Genomic DNA, 18,293 nt, shown 5'->3' on the forward strand with positions numbered 1-18,293 from the left:
AGCATGCAGAGCATATACTCTGCATGCTTTTTATAATGCTGAAAACTCCTCAACAAGTTGAGTGAATTGTTTCAATGCACTTTCAATCGGTTCTGGCGTAGTTAAATCAACACCAGCTTTTTTCAATAGGTTTAGTGGATAATCAGAACTTCCACCTTTCAGGAATTCAATATAATTTTTCTGAGCATTCGGATCACCGCTTAATAGTTTATCAGCGATTTGAATGGCAGATGCGAATCCAGTTGCATATTTGTATACGTAAAACGGGCGGTAGAAATGAGGGATTCTAGCCCATCCGTACTTTACTTCTTCATCAAATACAAGTGAATCACCGTTATATTCTTTAAATAGTTTTTCATAAATTTCACTGAAGACTTGTGCATTTAATGGTTTACCTTGTTCCGCCATTTCATGTGTGATTTTTTCAAATTCTGCAAACATAATTTGTGTAAAGAAAGTACCTTTGAATTTTTCAATAAAATGGTTAACTAAATGGTTACGCACGTTCGTTTCTGTTGCTTCTTTTAATAAATAGTGAATTAATAACACTTCATTTACTGTAGAAGCGACTTCTGCCACAAAGATAGAATAATGTGCAGAAATTCTTGGTTGGTATCCATGTGAATAGTGCGTATGCATACCGTGCCCGCATTCATGAGTAAGAGTGAACAGGCTATTTAAATCATCGTGATGATTTAAAAGAATGAAAGGATGAACACCATATACACCAAAGTTATAAGCGCCAGAACGTTTTCCTGGTGTTTCTCTTACGTCTATATATCGTTTATCTTTAAAACTTTTTAATGTCTCAATATATTCTTCTCCTAAAGGAGCTAGTGATGCAATCATAATGTCAAATGCTTCACTATATGGGATGTCTTGTTTTGCACCTTCTACTAAATCGACGCCTAAGTCGTATTGTCTTAGTTCATCTACGTTTAATTTTTCTTTTCGAATTTCATTGTATGTATGTAATGTTTGAATGTTTTTTTTCGTTGTATCAATAAGGTTTTCATATACTTCTTTCGGAACCATATCGCCAAATAATGATTTCTCTAGCGCTGATGGATAGTTTCTTAGCTTCGAAACGGTAACATTATTTTTAATAGCAGCGGATAAAGTAGATGCGATGGAATTCTTTAACTGAACATATGGTTTGTAATATGCTTTATAAGCTTCTTTACGCTTTTCACGATTCGTATCTTCTATTAACTTTGCATACATTCCGCGTGTTAAGTTCACTTTTTCTCCATCGTCAGTCGTCACTTCACCAAATAATATATCTGCATTGTTTAACATACCAAATGTGTGCTGTGGAGAAGAAAGAGCTTCACCCATCTGTGATAAAATTGCTTCTTGGTCCTTATTCAATACGTGTTTTTTATAACGATATAATTCAAATAAGTCTTCTTTATAATATTGTAAGCCTTCTGTTTCTTCTATGTAAGAATGTAATGTGCTTTCGTCTATGCTAAGTAAGAAGGGGGAAAAGAAAGATTTAGCTGCACTTACTTTCACGTGTAATTGTGATACTTTATCGACAAGAGATTGCGCGTCAGTATCGCGTGTATCAAGGTCAGATTGTAATCGTGCATAAGCGAACATTAAAGATATTATGCTAGAAATTTCTTCACTCTTCGTTAAATAAGCTAATAAACTATTGCCATCGTGAATATTGCCATTAAACTCGTGTAATTCCTTCGTTAATACTTCAATTTTATGAAAATCACTTTCCCAATCTTCAATTGTATGGTAAATGTCTGTTAAATCCCATTTTTCTATATCAGCTACTTGTAATCGATCTTTAAGTTCTGTCATAATCATTTCCTTTCTAAACATGTAGTTATATTTCTATATAACTATGAAATACAACAAATTGCAAAAAATCCCTGCTGAAAATTGAAAAGCCTTGCTAAAATAACAAGGCTTACATACTTATAGTGTAATTCCAAATTTTGAATGTAAAAGGTTTGTAAATTGCATGTCTGTAACGGTTTCTTTCGTTTTTTTACCATTTTTCGCTACTGTAAGGCTATCTTTCGTTAAAGAGGCATGCCCATCTTCAGTTAGTTTTACAATAAGAGGTAGTTTATTAAAGGGTGACCCTTCATGTTCAACGATAATTTTTTGTGCTGTATTTGCTTTTTCTTCATCCACTTCTTCTATATAAAATGCATAGCCTAACGTCCAATCATCAGCAGAAGATTGATCCAAGAACTCATTGTTTTTCCGCATCTCTAAAATGTAGTTTCCCTTTTCGGTCATTTCTTTACGAATACGATAATCTCCTGTAACAGAGTGAATGACTTCACCTGAGAAAGGGACAGGGGCAAGAGGTAAGTATGATCCGAATCCTACTTCAATTAAATAAAGTTCAGTATGATGTGTTAAAACGGTTGCAATATGGCCAGAATCAACAGCCCATATGGAGTTTGTAGCGTTATAAACTGTTCCTGAAACGAGATGAACATCGAATCCAGAATCTTTCAGGAAGTAATACATAGTAGGATTGAGTTCATAACAAAGACCGCCACGGTTATTTACTAAAATTTTCTCTTTCAAATTTTCTTTTGATATTTCTTTAAAATTCTTTTCGAGAATATTTAAGTTTTCAAAAGGAACAGTTTGTGCCATTGCGTACATAATGTTAGATAAATCTTCAAATGAAACTGTGTCTTTTTCTTCTATATATAATCGTGCGAAAAATTGTTTTTGAAAGTCTGTCATAGAAATCCCTCCGTTATGTTTTTATAGGTAAATTGTAAACAATCTTGAATAGGATGTGAAATTAAAACTACGTTGAATATTTGAAGTGAGATTAAAAATAATGTGGGAGAGTGAGAGATTGCTACTTTACTAACGGTGGAACGAATATTATAATAATTCTGATAAACTATGCAAACGCTTTCTTAGAAAGGGATGGTGTACAGATGTTTAAAAGAGTAACAATAGTCGGATTGTCAGTTGTTATGTTTTTACCTAGTATATATGAGGGGAGTAAAGCATATGCAGATACAGTTAACAATGGAACGTTAATGCAGTATTTTGAGTGGTATGCTCCGAATGATGGGGATCATTGGAATCGTTTGCGTACTGATGCTGAAAATTTAGCGCAAAAAGGAATTACATCTGTTTGGATACCACCTGCATATAAAGGAACTACGCAAAATGACGTAGGATATGGAGCATATGATTTATATGATTTGGGGGAATTCAATCAAAAGGGAACAGTGCGGACGAAATATGGGACGAAAGCACAATTGAAGTCTGCAATTGACGCTTTACATAAGAAAAACATCGATGTATACGGTGATGTAGTTATGAATCATAAAGGTGGGGCTGATTATACAGAAACTGTCACAGCAGTTGAGGTAGACCCAAGCAATCGAAATGTTGAAGTATCAGGTGATTATGAAATTAGTGCTTGGACAGGATTTAACTTTCCAGGGCGTGGAGATTCTTATTCTAATTTCAAATGGAAATGGTATCATTTTGACGGAACAGATTGGGATGAAGGAAAGAAATTAAACCGAATTTATAAATTTAGGGGCATAGGTAAAGCGTGGGACTGGGAAGTGTCTAGCGAGAATGGGAATTATGATTATTTGATGTACGCGGATCTTGATTTTGATCATCCAGATGTTGCGAATGAAATGAAAAAATGGGGAACGTGGTATGCGAAGGAATTAAATTTAGATGGCTTTCGTTTAGATGCTGTTAAACATATTGATCATGAATATTTGCGCGATTGGGTAAATCATGTTAGACAGCAAACGGGGAAAGAAATGTTTACAGTAGCTGAATATTGGCAAAATGATATCCAGACTTTAAATAATTATTTAGCGAAGGTCAATTATAATCAATCTGTGTTCGATGCACCACTTCATTATAATTTTCACTATGCTTCAACAGGAAATGGGAATTATGATATGAGAAATATTTTAAAAGGAACGGTAGTTGCGAATCATCCTACACTTGCGGTTACTCTAGTTGAAAATCATGATTCACAGCCTGGTCAGTCATTGGAATCTGTAGTGAGCCCTTGGTTCAAACCGTTGGCATATGCATTTATTTTAACGCGTGCAGAGGGATATCCTTCTGTTTTCTATGGTGATTACTATGGTACAAAAGGAAATAGTAACTATGAAATTCCAGCGTTAAAGGACAAAATTGATCCGATTTTGACGGCACGAAAAAACTTTGCATATGGTACGCAGCGGGATTATTTTGATCATCCAGATGTAATTGGCTGGACAAGAGAAGGTGATAGTGTACATGCTAATTCTGGTTTAGCAACATTAATCTCTGATGGACCAGGAGGGTCAAAGTGGATGGATGTTGGGAAGAATAACGCAGGGGAAGTATGGTACGATATTACGGGTAATCAAACAAATACTGTAACAATTAATAAGGATGGTGGGGGACAATTCCAAGTAAGTGGAGGATCAGTTTCCATATATGTTCAGCAGTAATTTGGTGATGAAAAAGAAGAGGTAGACTGAAATATAAGTTTTCCTCTTCTTTTTATATTGTGCATATTTATCCCGCTATTTGTGGTCAGTCCGATTGGTGAGGGCTTATTAAAGTTTCACTTTATTTTTCCTGAATCTTTATTGTAATAAAAGAGTTAGTCGACCTTTATAACAACAAGAGAGGCATTGGAGTATATAATGTCACCCGTGGCTTCTCTTATTCGTACTCGAAGAACATCCCCTTGATTTAAAGATAGTAAATCAGTTCTGGCGGATGTAGCTCTTATCCCAGAATCACCACCAACTCGCGTTTCGATTGCGAATTGAATGGAATCGTTTATTGTAAGATTTAATATACTAGACGATATAGCTTGTATTACAAATACAATTGAAAAGGATACAGAGTACACGCCAGTGGTATCAATTGTAATAGAATTATTTAATGGATTTATAGTAGTTCCACTAGCAGGTCCTGGAATGGTAAAATTAATATTTGTATTAACTACTGCTGAAAAACCGATTCCTACTTCAGAAGTTATTGTTCCAAATATGGGAAGAATCCCTAAACCGGTTGCGCCAGTAGAACCTGTACCCCCAGTAGGACCAGTTATTCCGATTCCAGTAGGACCTGTACCCCCAGTAGGACCAGTTATTCCGATTCCGGTAGAACCTGTACCCCCAGTAGGACCAGTTATTCCAATTCCGGTAAAACCTGTCGCACCGGTAGGACCTGTGATTCCAGTAGGTCCGGTGGGTAATGTAAATGGTGGAATTGATGGTAGTGTGGGACCGATTAAATTTGGTTCTAGAGCAGTTCCATGTAAAATACTATATTCTTCACTCATATAGTAAACCTCCTATTATTGCTTGTCATAATTATTAAATGTATTAGGGGAAGTAAATGACATTCGCAATAGCGGAGGCGCTTCTTATAATTTCTCTTCAGTGAATATAGACCTAATTTAAGCAATATTGAAATCTATAGTTACGTACTACTAAAGTATGACACCTTTACTTCTCACGTAACATATAGTATGATGATTTCAATAAATTAGATTTCAATGACTATAATATAAATTAATGAGAGGTGCTTTTTGTGAGTGCGGTAGGTATTAAATAGGAAAAATTTAATGAAATAAATCGGATAAGAACAGGGGATTTTTATGTATACCATACCCCTAGCTTTGTCATGGATTTATTTCAATACCTATGAAGATACCTACAATACTTTATAAAGCGTGTAATAAGGGGATTGCCATCTGTTTTTTTATGGCTTATTTCCTCATATGTTATTACTCATGCCTTGTAAATGTAAAAGCTGCGGTATCCCCGCAGCTTTTTTGTATATATTTTTAATGTATAAAAATGGTAATTAAATAATGTAGAGCTCATTGGAATCTAATGAGTAGGTATCTTCATTTATGATAAAAATCAATCATAGTGAGGAGAAACAAAATGAATACGATGACTTTTGAAAAGTTACAATATAACGAATTAAAGGATATAGTGAAATCTTATTGTGTAAGTGGATTAGGTAAGGAATTAGTAAACAAATTAGAGCCGAGTACGAGTATAAAAGTAGTGAGAAATCGCTTGAATGAAACGACAGAAGCACGAGCTATATTAGATGCAGAAGGGCATGTTCCTTTCTTCGGCATTTCTAATATTGCTAGTACAATTCAAAAATTAGAAAAAGGGATGATTTTAGATCCAGAAGAATTAGTAAGTGTTTCAGATTTTTTACGTGGGTGTAGAAAGATTAAAAAGTTTATGTTAGATAAAGAATTTTTTGCACCAGTATTAGCTTCTTATGCAAATTCAATGACTGAATATAAAAGTATTGAAGAGGAAATTAACTTTTCAATTAAAGGAAATAGTATTGATGTAGCTGCAAGTAAAGAGTTAAAACGAATTCGAAATAATATCGATTCTGTAGATGGGAAAATAAAAGAACGTTTAACGAAGTTTTTAAATAGTAGTGCAAATAAGAAATTCATTCAGGAATTCTTTATTAGTAAAAAGGATGACCGTTATACGATTCCAATTAAATCTTCCTATAAAAATCAAGTTGCTGGAAGTATTATTGAAGCCTCGGCAAAAGGTTCTACTGTATTTATAGAACCGCATACGGTTACGAAATTGAATGCAGAATTAGCAGGTTTGAAAGCAGAAGAAGCGGTTGAAGAGTATCAGATTTTAGCGACTTTATCAGGAATGGTCTTAGAAAACATATATAGTATAAAGATTAACATGGAGCTAATTAGTCAGTATGATATGGTATTTGCGAAAGCGAAGTTTAGTAAATCGATTGATGGAATAGAACCGAAGTTAAACGATCATGGCTACATTCATTTAGTGAATTGTAAGCATCCGCTTTTAACAGGGCAAGTTGTACCGTTACATTTTAAAATTGGTCAAGAGTATCGTAGTTTAATTATTACAGGGCCGAATGCGGGCGGAAAGACAATTGTGTTAAAAACGATTGGATTGTTAACATTAGCTACAATGTCAGGTCTTCATATTGCAGGAGATAAAGGTACAGAAATCGCTATTTTCGAAAATGTATTCGTAGATATTGGTGATAATCAAAGTATTGAAAATGCACTAAGTACATTTTCGTCTCATATGAAAAATCTTTCTGAGATTATGAGGATGTCAAATAATAATACGTTACTTTTATTTGATGAAATAGGGAGCGGTACAGAACCAAATGAAGGTGCAGCACTTGCAATTTCTATTTTAGAAGAGTTGTACTTTGCGGGATGTATTACCGTTGCGAGTACGCATTACGGAGAAATTAAACGATTCTCAGAAATGCATGATGACTTTATGAATGCAGCGATGCAGTTTAATAGTGAAACGCTAGAGCCGCTTTATAAATTAGTTATCGGAAAATCAGGAGAAAGTAATGCACTTTGGATTGCGAATAAAATGAGCGTAAAAGAACATGTACTGAAAAGAGCGAAAGAGTATATGGGAAATAAAGAGTACGCTTTAGAAAAAGTGAATGAAAGTAAAATTAGAAAACCGAAATTTGTACAAGAAAAAAGAGAATCTCATTATGAGTACAAAATCGGCGATCGTGTTAATTTATTGGATCATGATGATTTTGGTATCATCTATAAGGAAAAAGATAATTTTTATAACGTTGTTGTATATTATAACGGTGAATTCGTTGAAGTAAATGTAAAACGTATTACTTTAGAAGTAGCAGCGAAGGAGTTATATCCAGAAGGATACGATTTAAATACACTATTTGTTGATTATAAAGAAAGAAAAATGCAACACGATATTGAGCGCGGATCGAAAAAAGCACTGCGTAAAATTCAAAAAGAAATAAGAAAGAATAGAGGATAAGTTAAAATGGTAACGATTAGACAAGAACAAAAAAATGATTATAGAAAAACAGAAGAAGTCATAAAAGAAGCATTTTTAAAGGAAGAATTTAGTGATAAAACAGAACATGAACTTGTAAAACGTATTAGAGAATGTGACGCGTTTGTTCCAGAGTTATCAATTGTTGCGGTAGATGAAGATATAGTTGGTCACATTATGTTATCGAAAATTACAATAGAACAAGATGGAACTTCTGTAGAATCGTTAGCACTTGCACCAGTTTCAGTTGCTAGGGGTCATCAGAAAAAAGGAATTGGTGGAAACCTGATTGTAGCTGCATTAGAAAAAGCGAAAGAGCTTGGATACGGATCAGTTGTAGTATTGGGACATCCAGAGTACTACCCGAAATTTGGTTTTAAGAAAGCAAGTGAGTGGAATATAAAAGCACCGTTTGAAGTGCCTGAAGAGGTATTTATGATAATGGAATTAACAGAAAATTCTCTTCGAGGTGTAGAAGGAATTGTACAATATTCGAGTGCTTTTGCTGAGTAGGAGTAACGGTTAAGAAATGTAATCATAAAAGATGCTATCTTTTTGTATGGATATACAGAAAGATAGCTTTTTTATTAAGCGGATCTACTGACGTATATTTTGCTCAATGAATAATTGAGGTGGTAAAATTGATATAGAAACGTAAAGGGAGAGAATGAAATGAATAAGCGAGAAACAGATAGTAATGAGAATGCAGTTACTTTATATGTTACAAGACACGGTAAAACAATATTAAATACGAATCATCGCGCGCAAGGTTGGGCTGATTCTCCATTAGTAGAAAAAGGTGTTGAAGTTGCCACAAATTTAGGAACAGGATTAAAAGATATTCATTTTATGAATGCGTATAGTAGTGATAGCGGCCGAGCGATTGAAACTGCTAATTTAGTATTAAAATATAGTGAGCAATCAAAATTAAAACTTGAGCAAAGAAAAGATTTGCGAGAATTAAATTTCGGTATTTTTGAAGGTGAAAAACTTGAGAATATGTGGGATGTGGTTGGAAAAGCTGCAGGCGTTCCATCACCAGAAGAACTTATGAAGTTTTCTATTCAAGAAGTGATTAATCTTATTAGAGTAGCAGATCCTACAAAACAGGCGGAAGATTGGGAATTATTTTCTACTCGCATAAAAGCTGAGATAGATAAAATTAGTGAAGAAGCTGCTGGAAATGGTGGCGGTAACGTTTTAGTTGTCGTTCATGGGCTTTTGATTACTACCTTAATAGAAATGTTAGACAGTAGCAAAACAAAACTTGGGGTGGAAAATGCTAGTGTGACGAAGATTGTATACCAAGATGGAACATATACAGTCGAGTCGGTTGGAGATATGAGTTATGTTGCAAAAGGGAAAGAAAGTGTGGAAATATAATTAAATCTCAAATAGAAATAAGAAAAGGAAGGTAGAGAAATCTAGCTTCCTTTTCATTTTGTGAATTATGGGATTAATAAAATCTTCCCTGTGCTTTTACGGCTCTCTAATAATTCATGAGCAAGAGCACCGTCTTGTAAAGAGAATGTAGTAGGATTTGAAATGTTTAATTTTCCAGTTGCGATCCAATCGAATAATTGAGTAGATCGTTTTTTACGTTCTTCATAAGTGGTAAGCACGTTCCAAAGGTCTCCACCAGTTAAAGTTTTTGAAGTATCCATAAGCATACGCGGATCAACTGGCGCAGGATTACCACCAGCCATTCCGTAAAATACGACAGTACCGCCAATTTTAGTAGCGTTAAAACTTTCCCCTAATGTAGAACCTACTGATTCATACACAACATTTACTCCAGTTCCATTAGTCATTTCAAGTACTTTCGTATGCCATTCTTCGTTATATAAAGATACGTGATCGGCACCAGCTAATGTAGCTATCTTTGCTTTTTCTTTTGATGATGTAAGACCAATTACTGTTCCGCCCTGTAGTTTAATCATTTGAATAAGAAGTTGACCGACGCCACCAGCTGCAGCGTGTACTAAAGCTATATCACCTTGTTTTAGTTGATAGCTATCGTGCGTTAAATAATGTGCAGTTAATCCTTGTAATAAGACAGAAGCGGCTGTTTCAAAAGAAATAGAATCTGGTAGTGGGATTACTTTTTCAGATGGAACGGCAACTAGTTCTGCATTTGCAAATGGGACGTCCGCAAATGCAATACGGTCTCCTAGGTTGATAGTAGTAACGTCAGCTCCTACTTTTTCAACAATTCCAGCTCCTTCATAACCTAATACATAAGGCGGATTGCCAGCAAGATGATAATCGCCGCGGCGTCTATAAATATCAGCGAAGTTTAATCCGATTGCTATCGTGCGGACAAGAATTTCATTTGGACTTATGATTGGATCGTGTATTTCTTTATAGTGTAGAACATTAGCGTCTCCGAATGTTTCGAAACAAAGTGCTTTCATATGGAATACCTCCATTTATATTGTTTATAGATGTTCTTTATCATACAATACAAATATCAATAGACAAAGAGGATTATTTCGATGGAATCAATCGAAAATATCGATTGAAAAGAGGGATGATAAATGGAAATAAAACAGTTAATTACATTTAAAGTAGCGGCACATACTTTGAACTTTACACAAACTGCGAAGAAATTAAACTTTGCCCAATCGAGCGTTACAGCACAAATTAAAACATTAGAGGCTGAGCTCGGTACACCACTATTTGAGAGATTAGGGAAACGTCTTTTCTTAACTGAAGCAGGTAGGAAGTTTCAACTATATGCCGACAAGATGATTGCACTCAGTAACGAAGCGAAAATGGCTGTGAAAGATGATGAAGAAATAGCAGGTACGTTAATAATTGGTGCACAAGAAAGTCAATGTACATACAGACTGCCTTCTATATTAAAGAAGTTTAAAGCACAATTTCCTCAAATAAAACTTATATTTAAACCAGCACACTCCAATAAAGATGCGAAGGAACAATTGATGGAGGGGAAAGTAGATCTTGCATTTATTTTGGACGAATGTAAAACAGAAGATGTTTTACATGTGGAACCACTTATGAAAGAAGAATTAAAAGTAGTAGCTGCTCCTACGCATCGTTTACTTGAACAACCTTCAGTTTCTATAAAAGATTTAGAGAGTGAAACACTTTTACTAACAGAATTAGGCTGCTCGTATCGGACTTTATTTGAAGAGCTATTTCGCTGGGAAGATGTATATCCAGCAAATAAAATTGAATTTGTTAGTGTTGAAGCAATTAAACAATGTGTTATTGCAGATTTAGGTATAGCCGTTTTACCAGCGATAGTAGTAGAAAAAGATATACGGGAAGGGACGTTAAAGGAGTTAATGTTAAACGAAACAATATCTCCAATTTATACACAAATCGCTTGGCATAAAGACAAATGGATGACAGTGCCACTGCGACAATTTATTGATGTAACGAGGGAGTTTTTTGTAACGGATTAAGTGGAGAAATATTTATTTTATATAAAAGAAAAAATGGCAATTTTGTATAAAGAATCGATGCTTGAATATAACAAGTATCGGTTCTTTTATGTTTTAAATATAGAATGCTATAAAATGTGTATTTCTCAACTTTTTTTCTTACAAGGATAAGTAAAATTCTTCGTATATTCCAATAATCATAAGGGAATTTACAACGTTTATTCGTTTCTGTAAGATGCCTCTAGGAAGCGTGAAAGGAGGACTTACATAGCAGTATAGCTTGTCTTTAGTATACGTACTTATTGTGAGGAGGAATTTAAAATGTTTAAAAAGTTAATGAAAGTATGCGTGTTAAGTGCGGCAAGTATAGGTGTATTATTTAGTTTTCAAGGAAGTACATTTGCAGCTACTGATTTAAGTAGTTATTATGATGGGAAAAATCCAGCAACAACGAAAGTATACGGGGGAAGTACGACGTGTGATGCAGATGGATTTAATGCAAAATCTACAGCTGTATATGAAGGTAGTAAAAAAGTAGGGACAGTGTATTTACGTTACAGTAATAAATGTCATGCAGCATGGGCTAAGTTTGTTTTAGATCAACCAGCACCAGCTGTTTCGGGAGGAGTGTACGCGTACGCTGTTGTGAATAAATACAAAAATGGTGTATTCCAAAAATCAGTTACTTCTAATCAGGGGAACGGCACAATAAAAACAGGTCAAACGAGCACTTATACAGGAATGGTATTTGATTTAACTGCTGATTTCGGATACACAGCAGATGCTGAAGCAGTTACGTTTAATAACGGTTACGGGAAAACAGCACGTTATTAATAAAGGAGTGAAATGATATGAAACTTTTAAAAAAGACGAGTGCATGTTTATTGCTATCTTTACTCGTTGTAACTAGTATGTTTAGCGCGACTAATAGCGATAAAGTATACGCAGAAGACCATTCATATGATGGGAAAAGTCCTTATTATAACAGCTGTGATTAATCTGCAGTAACGAAAGAAAAGAAGTGGATTGACTCAAATTCTTATGTGGAATTAAAATTTAGCACGACGTGTAAGACAGCGTGGGCAAAAGTTACTGTAACTCGCCTGGCAGTTTATAATAACGAAGCTGATGCAAGGATTGTTAGAAAAACAGATGGAAAGGCATACACTTGTGGAAGTGCTGGAGGAAATGGTGTTGTAAATAAAGGGCAAACATCATGCTATACGCCAATGGTATATGACTTAGATCCAAGAAAGGCACAAGCGCAGGGGAAACATGCAATACCAAATAGTGATGCATATAATTATGCTGAGACTATTTGGTATTGATGAGGATATGGAGATTGTAAGATAGAATATTTTAAGAGCATGTTTTGATTGGATTTCAAAACATGCTCGATTTGTATTCATTCTAATTTTTTCGGTAATCATGGACCATTGAATTAACTAAGGTCTGTATCAGGAGGATTGTATCCAAGGTGACGAGCCATAGATACAATTTGTCCTTTATGGTGAAATTCATGCGTCTCCGTATGAGTTAAAAGCCATAGCGGAGTTGTGCTCCAAGGTTCTTTTTGCCATTTCACTTCATTTGCTATATTTTCGAGCCAACGGTCATTGTATTCATCTAAAAAACGTTGTACAGTTTCGTCTACTAACTTAAATCTAGCACGGACTTTTTCCACATCTGCATGCTCAATTTCGTAATCGCTAGCAAATGAAAAATCTGCTCTTTTTTGCTTGAATGCGAATGATCCAAGCCAGTATCGATAGCAATCGGCTACATGAATATGAGTCTTTATAATGCTACCGCTTCCGAAATTAGGAACTGTGCTATGTAATTTTTCTACTGGGATTTCTTCCAAAAACGAAAATAGAGTTTCTCTTGTAGAGCTAATAAGATTATATTGTTGTTTTAAAATATGTAACATGCAAGTACACTCCTCTTTTATTTACATAGTAAGTAATTCTATATTTACGAGGAGTGAACCTTTTTATTATTTTTAATAAGCATATTAGATGTATTTCTTATTTGTTTCTGATAGATTAAACAAGGTGAAACTTTAATAAGTTGAACATTATTAGTTCATAATAAATTGTACATCAAGAAGGGGAACGATAAAATGAATAGACTAGTGGGTTTAAAACAATTTGAAATAACGCGCGGGGCGTTACTTAAATTTATGGAAACGTTAGATGATAAAACTGCGGATACGCAGCCAGAGGGTTTTAACAATACAATTCGTTGGCATATCGGTCACGTGTTAACAGCAGCAGAAGTTTTCATGTTTGGAAAAGAATTCAAACAATTACCAACTGAATATCCAGGTATGTTTGGGTATGGATCACGACCATCTAAATGGAAAACAGAAGGACCATCGTTAGAAGTGTTAACGGCTCAATTAAAAGAACAAGCAAAACGTATTAACGAAATTCCAGCAGAAGCATTTGAAAATAAACTGCCAGAGCCATTCCTAGGATTGGAAACAGTAGGGGAGCTTTACGGTATGATGCTTTATCATGAAGCTGATCATATTGGGCAAATGAAAGCGATGGAACGTATTATGAAAGCTCTTTAGTCTTAATTGCATATAACAAGCGATACAGTTGTAATGTTAAATAATATATACAAAAAAGGTAGATAAATTATTATCTACCTTTTTTGTATAACTTCTTGAAGGATTAGGGATTATCATCGTGGTGCTGATGAAGAAGGATAAGAGAATTTTATAATTTTTATGGTGTGATTATTAATTGTAGTATTCCTAAATATGGAATATACGTATAATAATAGAGAAGAACTAGAAATAGGGGTGAATACTATGATTACATTAGAGCAAAAGTTGGAGCAATATAAACATACATATGTACAGTTAAAGGGAGAACTAAAATGGAAAACGAGTGATTCTCGAACAGGAATGATGATTGCTGCTATGTATGCAGGTAGTGATAAATTGTTTGATCTCGGACATTTTTTAGAAATTAGTAGTTATATTAAGAATCAGGTAGGGATGTTTTCATACTTAAAGTCTTATCATCGTTTTGTAGTGGCCGCAACATTAGATATTCACTTTACAGATTACAAGGAAGCTTTTCGGACGTTTTTAGATTTATATGAACAATTGGTCACTGGTGGCTTTAGCCGGAGTATATTTACTTATCTCGCAGCAGCTGTGCTTTTAACAGAAGAAAATGAACAGCATGGCACACATATTCAGCGTTCGATGCAAGTATATAAACGCATGAAAAAGGATCACCTCTTTCTTACAAGTACAAATGATTATCCACTCGCAGTTTTATTAGCAGGACAATCAGAGCATGTAGAAACACTTATGGACCGAGTGGAACGTCTTTATCAGAAACTAGCGACAGCTGGTTTGCGTAAAGGGAATGATCTTCAATTTTTGAGTCATATTCTTTCACTAAAGAAGGATGTCAGGGAAGAACTATTAGTTGCAAAATGTACAAATATATGGAATTTGTTAAAGCAAGAAAAGATAAAAGTAAAACAGATGCATTACCCAGCTATCGGGCTACTAGCGTTACTCGAGGACGGAGAAAAAGAGATTCATTCTATTCGAGCATTTATTGAAAAATTGCAGGGGGATAAATTGTTCCGTTGGCATACAGATACAAATATTCTTATTGCTATTCAACTGTTCGTAAGTCAGAAAGGTGAGGAAAGTAAAGCTACTAACACAGGTTTACAAACAATGATAGAAGTCCTCATACAAGCACAACAGGCAGCCATGATGGCAACGATTGCCGCTTCATCTGCAGCAACATCTTCAGCTAGTAGTAGTTCATAATGTGCAACTGCTTATGCCCTTGTAAAGTATAACTCCTTTAATAAGGTCGGTTTAAAAAATATTACTAAAAAAAGCCCATCACTTTCTAATGAGTGATGGGCTAACTGTTTTTACATAATCAGCATTATTTTTTTGATTCCTTCAAATGTTTGAGCTGCGTGACAATCATAATGCTAATAACAACGAGTAAAAACCATGAACTAATTTTGCTTAAGTGAACGAGACTCCATGCTTCCCGTTGATTTGGATATTGCCATGCTCCGAAAAATGTTGCGATGTTCTCTGCAATCCAAATGAAAAATCCGATAAGGAAAAAGGAGAGAACGAGTGGCATTTTATATGTAACGCCTCGTAATGAAAATTCTACAAATGTCCGAAAGAAAACGATGAATAAAAGTACAGTTAATACCCATCTAAAGTCATATAGAAAATGATGTGTAAAAAAATTAAAGTAAATCATTGCTCCTAAAGGTATTGCCAAAATAGCTTTTGGCCAATGATGCATTTGCAAATGCAATCTTCTCCACGCCTGGCATATGTAACTTGCAACACTTGCATACATAAAGCCACTATAAAGCGGAACTCCAAAAACTTTTGAATATGCCTCTTCCGGATAACTCCATGAACCGAAATGTATTTTATATATTTCTAGCAAGAGTCCGATGAGGTGGAAGATGGTAATTACTTTTAGTTCGTCTTTTGTTTCAAGACCAGTCTTGTACATAATCCACTGCATAAGAAGGCATACGATGAGTATGAAATCATAGCGGTATAATCCTGGGATTGAAACAATTTTTGAAAGGGCTAGTGTTAAGAAAATAATGACTGGGAATAAGCAAGATAATGCTTGTTCGTAAGTGAAATGTAGTAGTTGTTTTATATAGAACATTGTGTCACCTTCGATTTTTTATTTGAAAAATCAAAATAATCAATAAGTATACTACATTTAAAAAATAATCCAGTAGTCTATTTTGCATGTATTTGTAAGTTTTAGAAGGGAATTGTAATGAGTATTTTAATATTGTAGAAAAGTGAAAAAATAGTTTGCTATTTAAAAAAAGTGGGGATATAATATCTAAATGAAAATGATAATTATTATCAATAATAATTATAAATAAAAAATAATTACAAAAAACAACTGAATATAAAGGATGAAATGAAACATGTTACATAAGTCTACTGTACATGCTGGTAATAACCGCTGGATACATATTAAGTTCATATGTTTCATGAGCTTAACAATTTTATGTTTAATTGGATCTATATTTTTAGCCATTTCATTTGGTGCAAAGGATATTCATTTACAAACGGTGTGGACTGCGGTTTTGGATTACAATCCGAAATTAACGCAGCACCAAATTATTTATGAATTAAGGCTCCCGAGAGTAATTGGAGCAGCAGTTGTAGGGGCAGCTTTTGCGGTCGCTGGAGCGGTTATGCAAGGAGTAACACGAAATCCTTTAGCTGATGCAGGTGTACTTGGCATAAATGCAGGAGCGATGTTTGTAGTAGCACTTAGTTTTGCTTTTTTTCCGCATATGCCGTATTCCTATTTAATGATTGTTTCCTTTATTGGAGCAGTCTTAAGTACAGTACTTATTTTTGTTATTGGATCAGCAACATCAGGCGGGTTAACACCAATGAGGTTAACGATTGCTGGAGCGGTTATGGCAGCGCTTTTACATTCATTAAGTTCAGGTGTTGCGATTTATTATGATTTAAGCCAGGATTTAGCGTTTTGGTATGCTGGTGGTGTTGCAGGGGTTAAGTGGGAACACTTGAAATTTTTAGTCCCTATTATTCTTATAACGATTATTTTTGCAATAGTGTTAGGGAGATCTATTTCACTCATATCAATGGGGGATGATGTTGCTACAAATTTAGGAGTGAAAACGAACCGAACGAGAATACTAGGGATGATTATAGTAGTTATTCTAGCAGGTGTTTCTGTTTCAGCTGTTGGTTCTATTGGATTTGTAGGACTAGTTATCCCGCACATTGCTAGAAAATTAGTTGGTGTGAATTATAGACTCATTATTCCTATGTCAGCATTATTAGGAGCTATGTTATTAGTTGTAGCTGACCTAGGAGCTAGAACAGTAAATCCTCCTAAGGAACTTGCGATAGGGATTATGGTAGCTCTTGTTGGAGTTCCGTTCTTCCTCTATATAGCACGTAAAGTTGGGAGGGAGTTATAAGTGAAAGATCTTTTTAACACGGATAAAAAGAGAGCTATTACTGTAACTACAATATTCGGATGTGTAAGTATCGCTGTAATTTTAATCAGTCTAAATACAGGGACACTGAGTATAGAGCCACTTAAAGTAATTCAAACACTTTTTGGTTATGGTGATTTTGAGAGCGCAACCGTGCTATATGATTATCGTATGCCAAGAATTATAATCACAATGTTAGCCGGTATTGGCCTTGGGATTTCCGGTGCGATTTTGCAAGGATTATCCCGTAATGCACTTGCAGACCCTGGTATTCTTGGACTGCATTCAGGTGCATCTTTCGGGCTAATTATATTCGTTACATTCTTTCATTCTATTAATGAAAGTGCATCTATTTTAATACCGTTATTTACATTTGGCGGAGGAGTATTAGCTGCATTTCTTATTATTTTACTTGCGAGTGATCGGTCAAATGGTTTACTTCCCATTAGACTTATTCTCGTTGGTATTGCAGTTTCAGCTGGTTTTAGTGCAATTTCGTTATTTTTCTCTCTCAAGTTAAATGATGAGACGTATACATTCGCTTCTAGATGGCTAGTTGGTAACGTGTGGGGAAGGGATTGGATTCATGTCCTTGCATTATTACCTTGGATTTTCATACTAACCCCTTATGCGTGGCTAAAATCTAAAACGTTAAATGCATTGTCACTAGGTGATAGTGTAGCGGCAGGACTTGGTGTTTCTGTTCAAAAAGAACGGTTATTACTTTTAGCTACAGCGGTTGGATTATCTTGCGCAAGTGTATCGATGGCAGGAGGGATTGGTTTTATCGGTTTAGTTGCTCCGCATATCGCAAGGAAGTTAGTAGGTACTACATATCAACACTTTCTTCCTTTAGCTGGCATTATCGGAATAATTATTTTAGTGCTAGCAGATGCGATAGGTCGTTCTATATTTGAGCCAAACTCTATTCCAGCTGGTGTAGTAGTGGCGGCATTAGGAGCACCGTATTTTCTTTATTTACTTACAAAAACAAAATAAATACTTCAAAGAG

At 34.9% G+C, this 18,293-nt stretch carries 16 protein-coding genes and 1 pseudogene; 11 read left to right on the forward strand and 6 right to left on the reverse strand.

The window, feature by feature from the left end; genetic code table 11:
* Positions 1-30: 30 nt before the first annotated feature.
* Complete coding sequence (pepF, locus tag AC1Q51_RS25185) at positions 31-1,818, reverse strand: oligoendopeptidase F (protein WP_097924144.1); 1,788 nt, start codon at positions 1,816-1,818, stop codon at positions 31-33.
* Positions 1,819-1,935: 117 nt separating this feature from the next.
* Positions 1,936-2,727 (reverse strand): arylamine N-acetyltransferase family protein, encoded by a 792-nt coding sequence (locus AC1Q51_RS25190; RefSeq protein ID WP_000129221.1) that lies wholly within the window; start codon positions 2,725-2,727, stop codon positions 1,936-1,938.
* Positions 2,728-2,930: 203 nt separating this feature from the next.
* Here AC1Q51_RS25190 and amyS point away from each other — a divergent pair, with 203 nt between their 5' ends.
* The gene (gene amyS, locus AC1Q51_RS25195) at positions 2,931-4,472 is read left to right on the forward strand and encodes an alpha-amylase (RefSeq protein ID WP_492331788.1); all 1,542 of its coding nucleotides are present in this window, start codon (positions 2,931-2,933) and stop codon (positions 4,470-4,472) included.
* 155 nt (positions 4,473-4,627) lie between these two features.
* Here the strand turns inward: amyS and betA are convergent, their stop codons facing one another.
* The gene (betA, locus tag AC1Q51_RS25200; RefSeq protein WP_098289789.1) at positions 4,628-5,317 is read right to left on the reverse strand and encodes a collagen-like exosporium glycoprotein BetA; all 690 of its coding nucleotides are present in this window, start codon (positions 5,315-5,317) and stop codon (positions 4,628-4,630) included.
* A 610-nt stretch (positions 5,318-5,927) separates the two neighbouring features.
* Here betA and AC1Q51_RS25205 point away from each other — a divergent pair.
* From AC1Q51_RS25205 to AC1Q51_RS25215, 3 genes are all read left to right on the forward strand, one after another.
* Entirely contained in the window at positions 5,928-7,829 is a 1,902-nt protein-coding gene (locus AC1Q51_RS25205) for an endonuclease MutS2 (RefSeq protein WP_001095203.1), read from the forward strand.
* Between the two features lie 6 nt (positions 7,830-7,835).
* Positions 7,836-8,360, forward strand: coding sequence for a GNAT family N-acetyltransferase (locus AC1Q51_RS25210; protein WP_000256462.1), 525 nt, complete (start codon positions 7,836-7,838; stop codon positions 8,358-8,360).
* Between the two features lie 159 nt (positions 8,361-8,519).
* Positions 8,520-9,230, forward strand: coding sequence for a histidine phosphatase family protein (locus AC1Q51_RS25215; protein ID WP_001042048.1), 711 nt, complete (start codon positions 8,520-8,522; stop codon positions 9,228-9,230).
* Between the two features lie 65 nt (positions 9,231-9,295).
* On the opposite strand, the gene AC1Q51_RS25220 is transcribed toward AC1Q51_RS25215, so the two are convergent.
* On the reverse strand, positions 9,296-10,261 hold the full coding sequence (locus AC1Q51_RS25220; RefSeq protein ID WP_098366128.1) for a quinone oxidoreductase family protein: 966 nt from the start codon (positions 10,259-10,261) through the stop codon (positions 9,296-9,298).
* Between the two features lie 123 nt (positions 10,262-10,384).
* Here AC1Q51_RS25220 and AC1Q51_RS25225 point away from each other — a divergent pair, with 123 nt between their 5' ends.
* The 3 genes and pseudogenes from AC1Q51_RS25225 (at position 10,385) to AC1Q51_RS25235 (ending at position 12,585) form a co-directional block, all read left to right on the forward strand.
* Positions 10,385-11,278 (forward strand): LysR family transcriptional regulator, encoded by an 894-nt coding sequence (locus tag AC1Q51_RS25225; protein ID WP_097846592.1) that lies wholly within the window; start codon positions 10,385-10,387, stop codon positions 11,276-11,278.
* Between the two features lie 300 nt (positions 11,279-11,578).
* Entirely contained in the window at positions 11,579-12,091 is a 513-nt protein-coding gene (locus AC1Q51_RS25230) for a YjfA family protein (RefSeq protein ID WP_000473732.1), read from the forward strand.
* 17 nt (positions 12,092-12,108) lie between these two features.
* A pseudogene (locus AC1Q51_RS25235) lies at positions 12,109-12,585 on the forward strand (DUF2690 domain-containing protein).
* Between the two features lie 113 nt (positions 12,586-12,698).
* Here AC1Q51_RS25235 and AC1Q51_RS25240 read toward each other — a convergent pair.
* A complete protein-coding gene (locus AC1Q51_RS25240; protein ID WP_000902403.1) occupies positions 12,699-13,187 on the reverse strand; it encodes a DinB family protein in 489 nt (162 codons plus the stop codon).
* A gap of 192 nt (positions 13,188-13,379) precedes the next feature.
* Between AC1Q51_RS25240 and AC1Q51_RS25245 the strand changes: the two genes are divergently transcribed.
* Both AC1Q51_RS25245 and AC1Q51_RS25250 read left to right on the forward strand, forming a co-directional pair.
* Entirely contained in the window at positions 13,380-13,835 is a 456-nt protein-coding gene (locus AC1Q51_RS25245) for a DinB family protein (RefSeq protein ID WP_492331789.1), read from the forward strand.
* 192 nt (positions 13,836-14,027) lie between these two features.
* A complete protein-coding gene (locus AC1Q51_RS25250; protein WP_142238888.1) occupies positions 14,028-15,065 on the forward strand; it encodes a DUF4003 domain-containing protein in 1,038 nt (345 codons plus the stop codon).
* Between the two features lie 124 nt (positions 15,066-15,189).
* On the opposite strand, the gene AC1Q51_RS25255 is transcribed toward AC1Q51_RS25250, so the two are convergent.
* Positions 15,190-15,954: a DUF817 domain-containing protein gene (locus AC1Q51_RS25255; protein ID WP_265938743.1), complete on the reverse strand. Its 765-nt coding sequence runs from the start codon at positions 15,952-15,954 to the stop codon at positions 15,190-15,192.
* Positions 15,955-16,228: 274 nt separating this feature from the next.
* Here AC1Q51_RS25255 and AC1Q51_RS25260 point away from each other — a divergent pair, with 274 nt between their 5' ends.
* Both AC1Q51_RS25260 and AC1Q51_RS25265 read left to right on the forward strand, forming a co-directional pair.
* Positions 16,229-17,263 (forward strand): FecCD family ABC transporter permease, encoded by a 1,035-nt coding sequence (locus AC1Q51_RS25260; RefSeq protein WP_000902727.1) that lies wholly within the window; start codon positions 16,229-16,231, stop codon positions 17,261-17,263.
* On the forward strand, positions 17,264-18,280 hold the full coding sequence (locus tag AC1Q51_RS25265; protein WP_492331790.1) for a FecCD family ABC transporter permease: 1,017 nt from the start codon (positions 17,264-17,266) through the stop codon (positions 18,278-18,280). It abuts the gene before it with no gap.
* The last annotated feature ends 13 nt before the right edge of the window (positions 18,281-18,293 follow it).

This window comes from Bacillus sp. MT94 (genome assembly GCF_058792475.1).

Bases quoted from the DNA above. Each gene is read 5' to 3' on its own strand.
- AC1Q51_RS25255 (WP_265938743.1), bottom strand. From the start codon at position 15,954: ATGTTCTATATAAAACAACTACTACATTTCACTTACGAACAAGCATTA.
- AC1Q51_RS25260 (WP_000902727.1), top strand. From the start codon at position 16,229: ATGTTACATAAGTCTACTGTACATGCTGGTAATAACCGCTGGATACAT.
- AC1Q51_RS25240 (WP_000902403.1), bottom strand. From the start codon at position 13,187: ATGTTACATATTTTAAAACAACAATATAATCTTATTAGCTCTACAAGA.
- betA (WP_098289789.1), bottom strand. From the start codon at position 5,317: ATGAGTGAAGAATATAGTATTTTACATGGAACTGCTCTAGAACCAAAT.
- AC1Q51_RS25230 (WP_000473732.1), top strand. From the start codon at position 11,579: ATGTTTAAAAAGTTAATGAAAGTATGCGTGTTAAGTGCGGCAAGTATA.
- AC1Q51_RS25250 (WP_142238888.1), top strand. From the start codon at position 14,028: ATGGAATATACGTATAATAATAGAGAAGAACTAGAAATAGGGGTGAAT.
- pepF (WP_097924144.1), bottom strand. From the start codon at position 1,818: ATGACAGAACTTAAAGATCGATTACAAGTAGCTGATATAGAAAAATGG.
- AC1Q51_RS25190 (WP_000129221.1), bottom strand. From the start codon at position 2,727: ATGACAGACTTTCAAAAACAATTTTTCGCACGATTATATATAGAAGAA.
- AC1Q51_RS25215 (WP_001042048.1), top strand. From the start codon at position 8,520: ATGAATAAGCGAGAAACAGATAGTAATGAGAATGCAGTTACTTTATAT.
- AC1Q51_RS25220 (WP_098366128.1), bottom strand. From the start codon at position 10,261: ATGAAAGCACTTTGTTTCGAAACATTCGGAGACGCTAATGTTCTACAC.
- AC1Q51_RS25245 (WP_492331789.1), top strand. From the start codon at position 13,380: ATGAATAGACTAGTGGGTTTAAAACAATTTGAAATAACGCGCGGGGCG.
- AC1Q51_RS25205 (WP_001095203.1), top strand. From the start codon at position 5,928: ATGAATACGATGACTTTTGAAAAGTTACAATATAACGAATTAAAGGAT.
- AC1Q51_RS25225 (WP_097846592.1), top strand. From the start codon at position 10,385: ATGGAAATAAAACAGTTAATTACATTTAAAGTAGCGGCACATACTTTG.
- amyS (WP_492331788.1), top strand. From the start codon at position 2,931: ATGTTTAAAAGAGTAACAATAGTCGGATTGTCAGTTGTTATGTTTTTA.
- AC1Q51_RS25210 (WP_000256462.1), top strand. From the start codon at position 7,836: ATGGTAACGATTAGACAAGAACAAAAAAATGATTATAGAAAAACAGAA.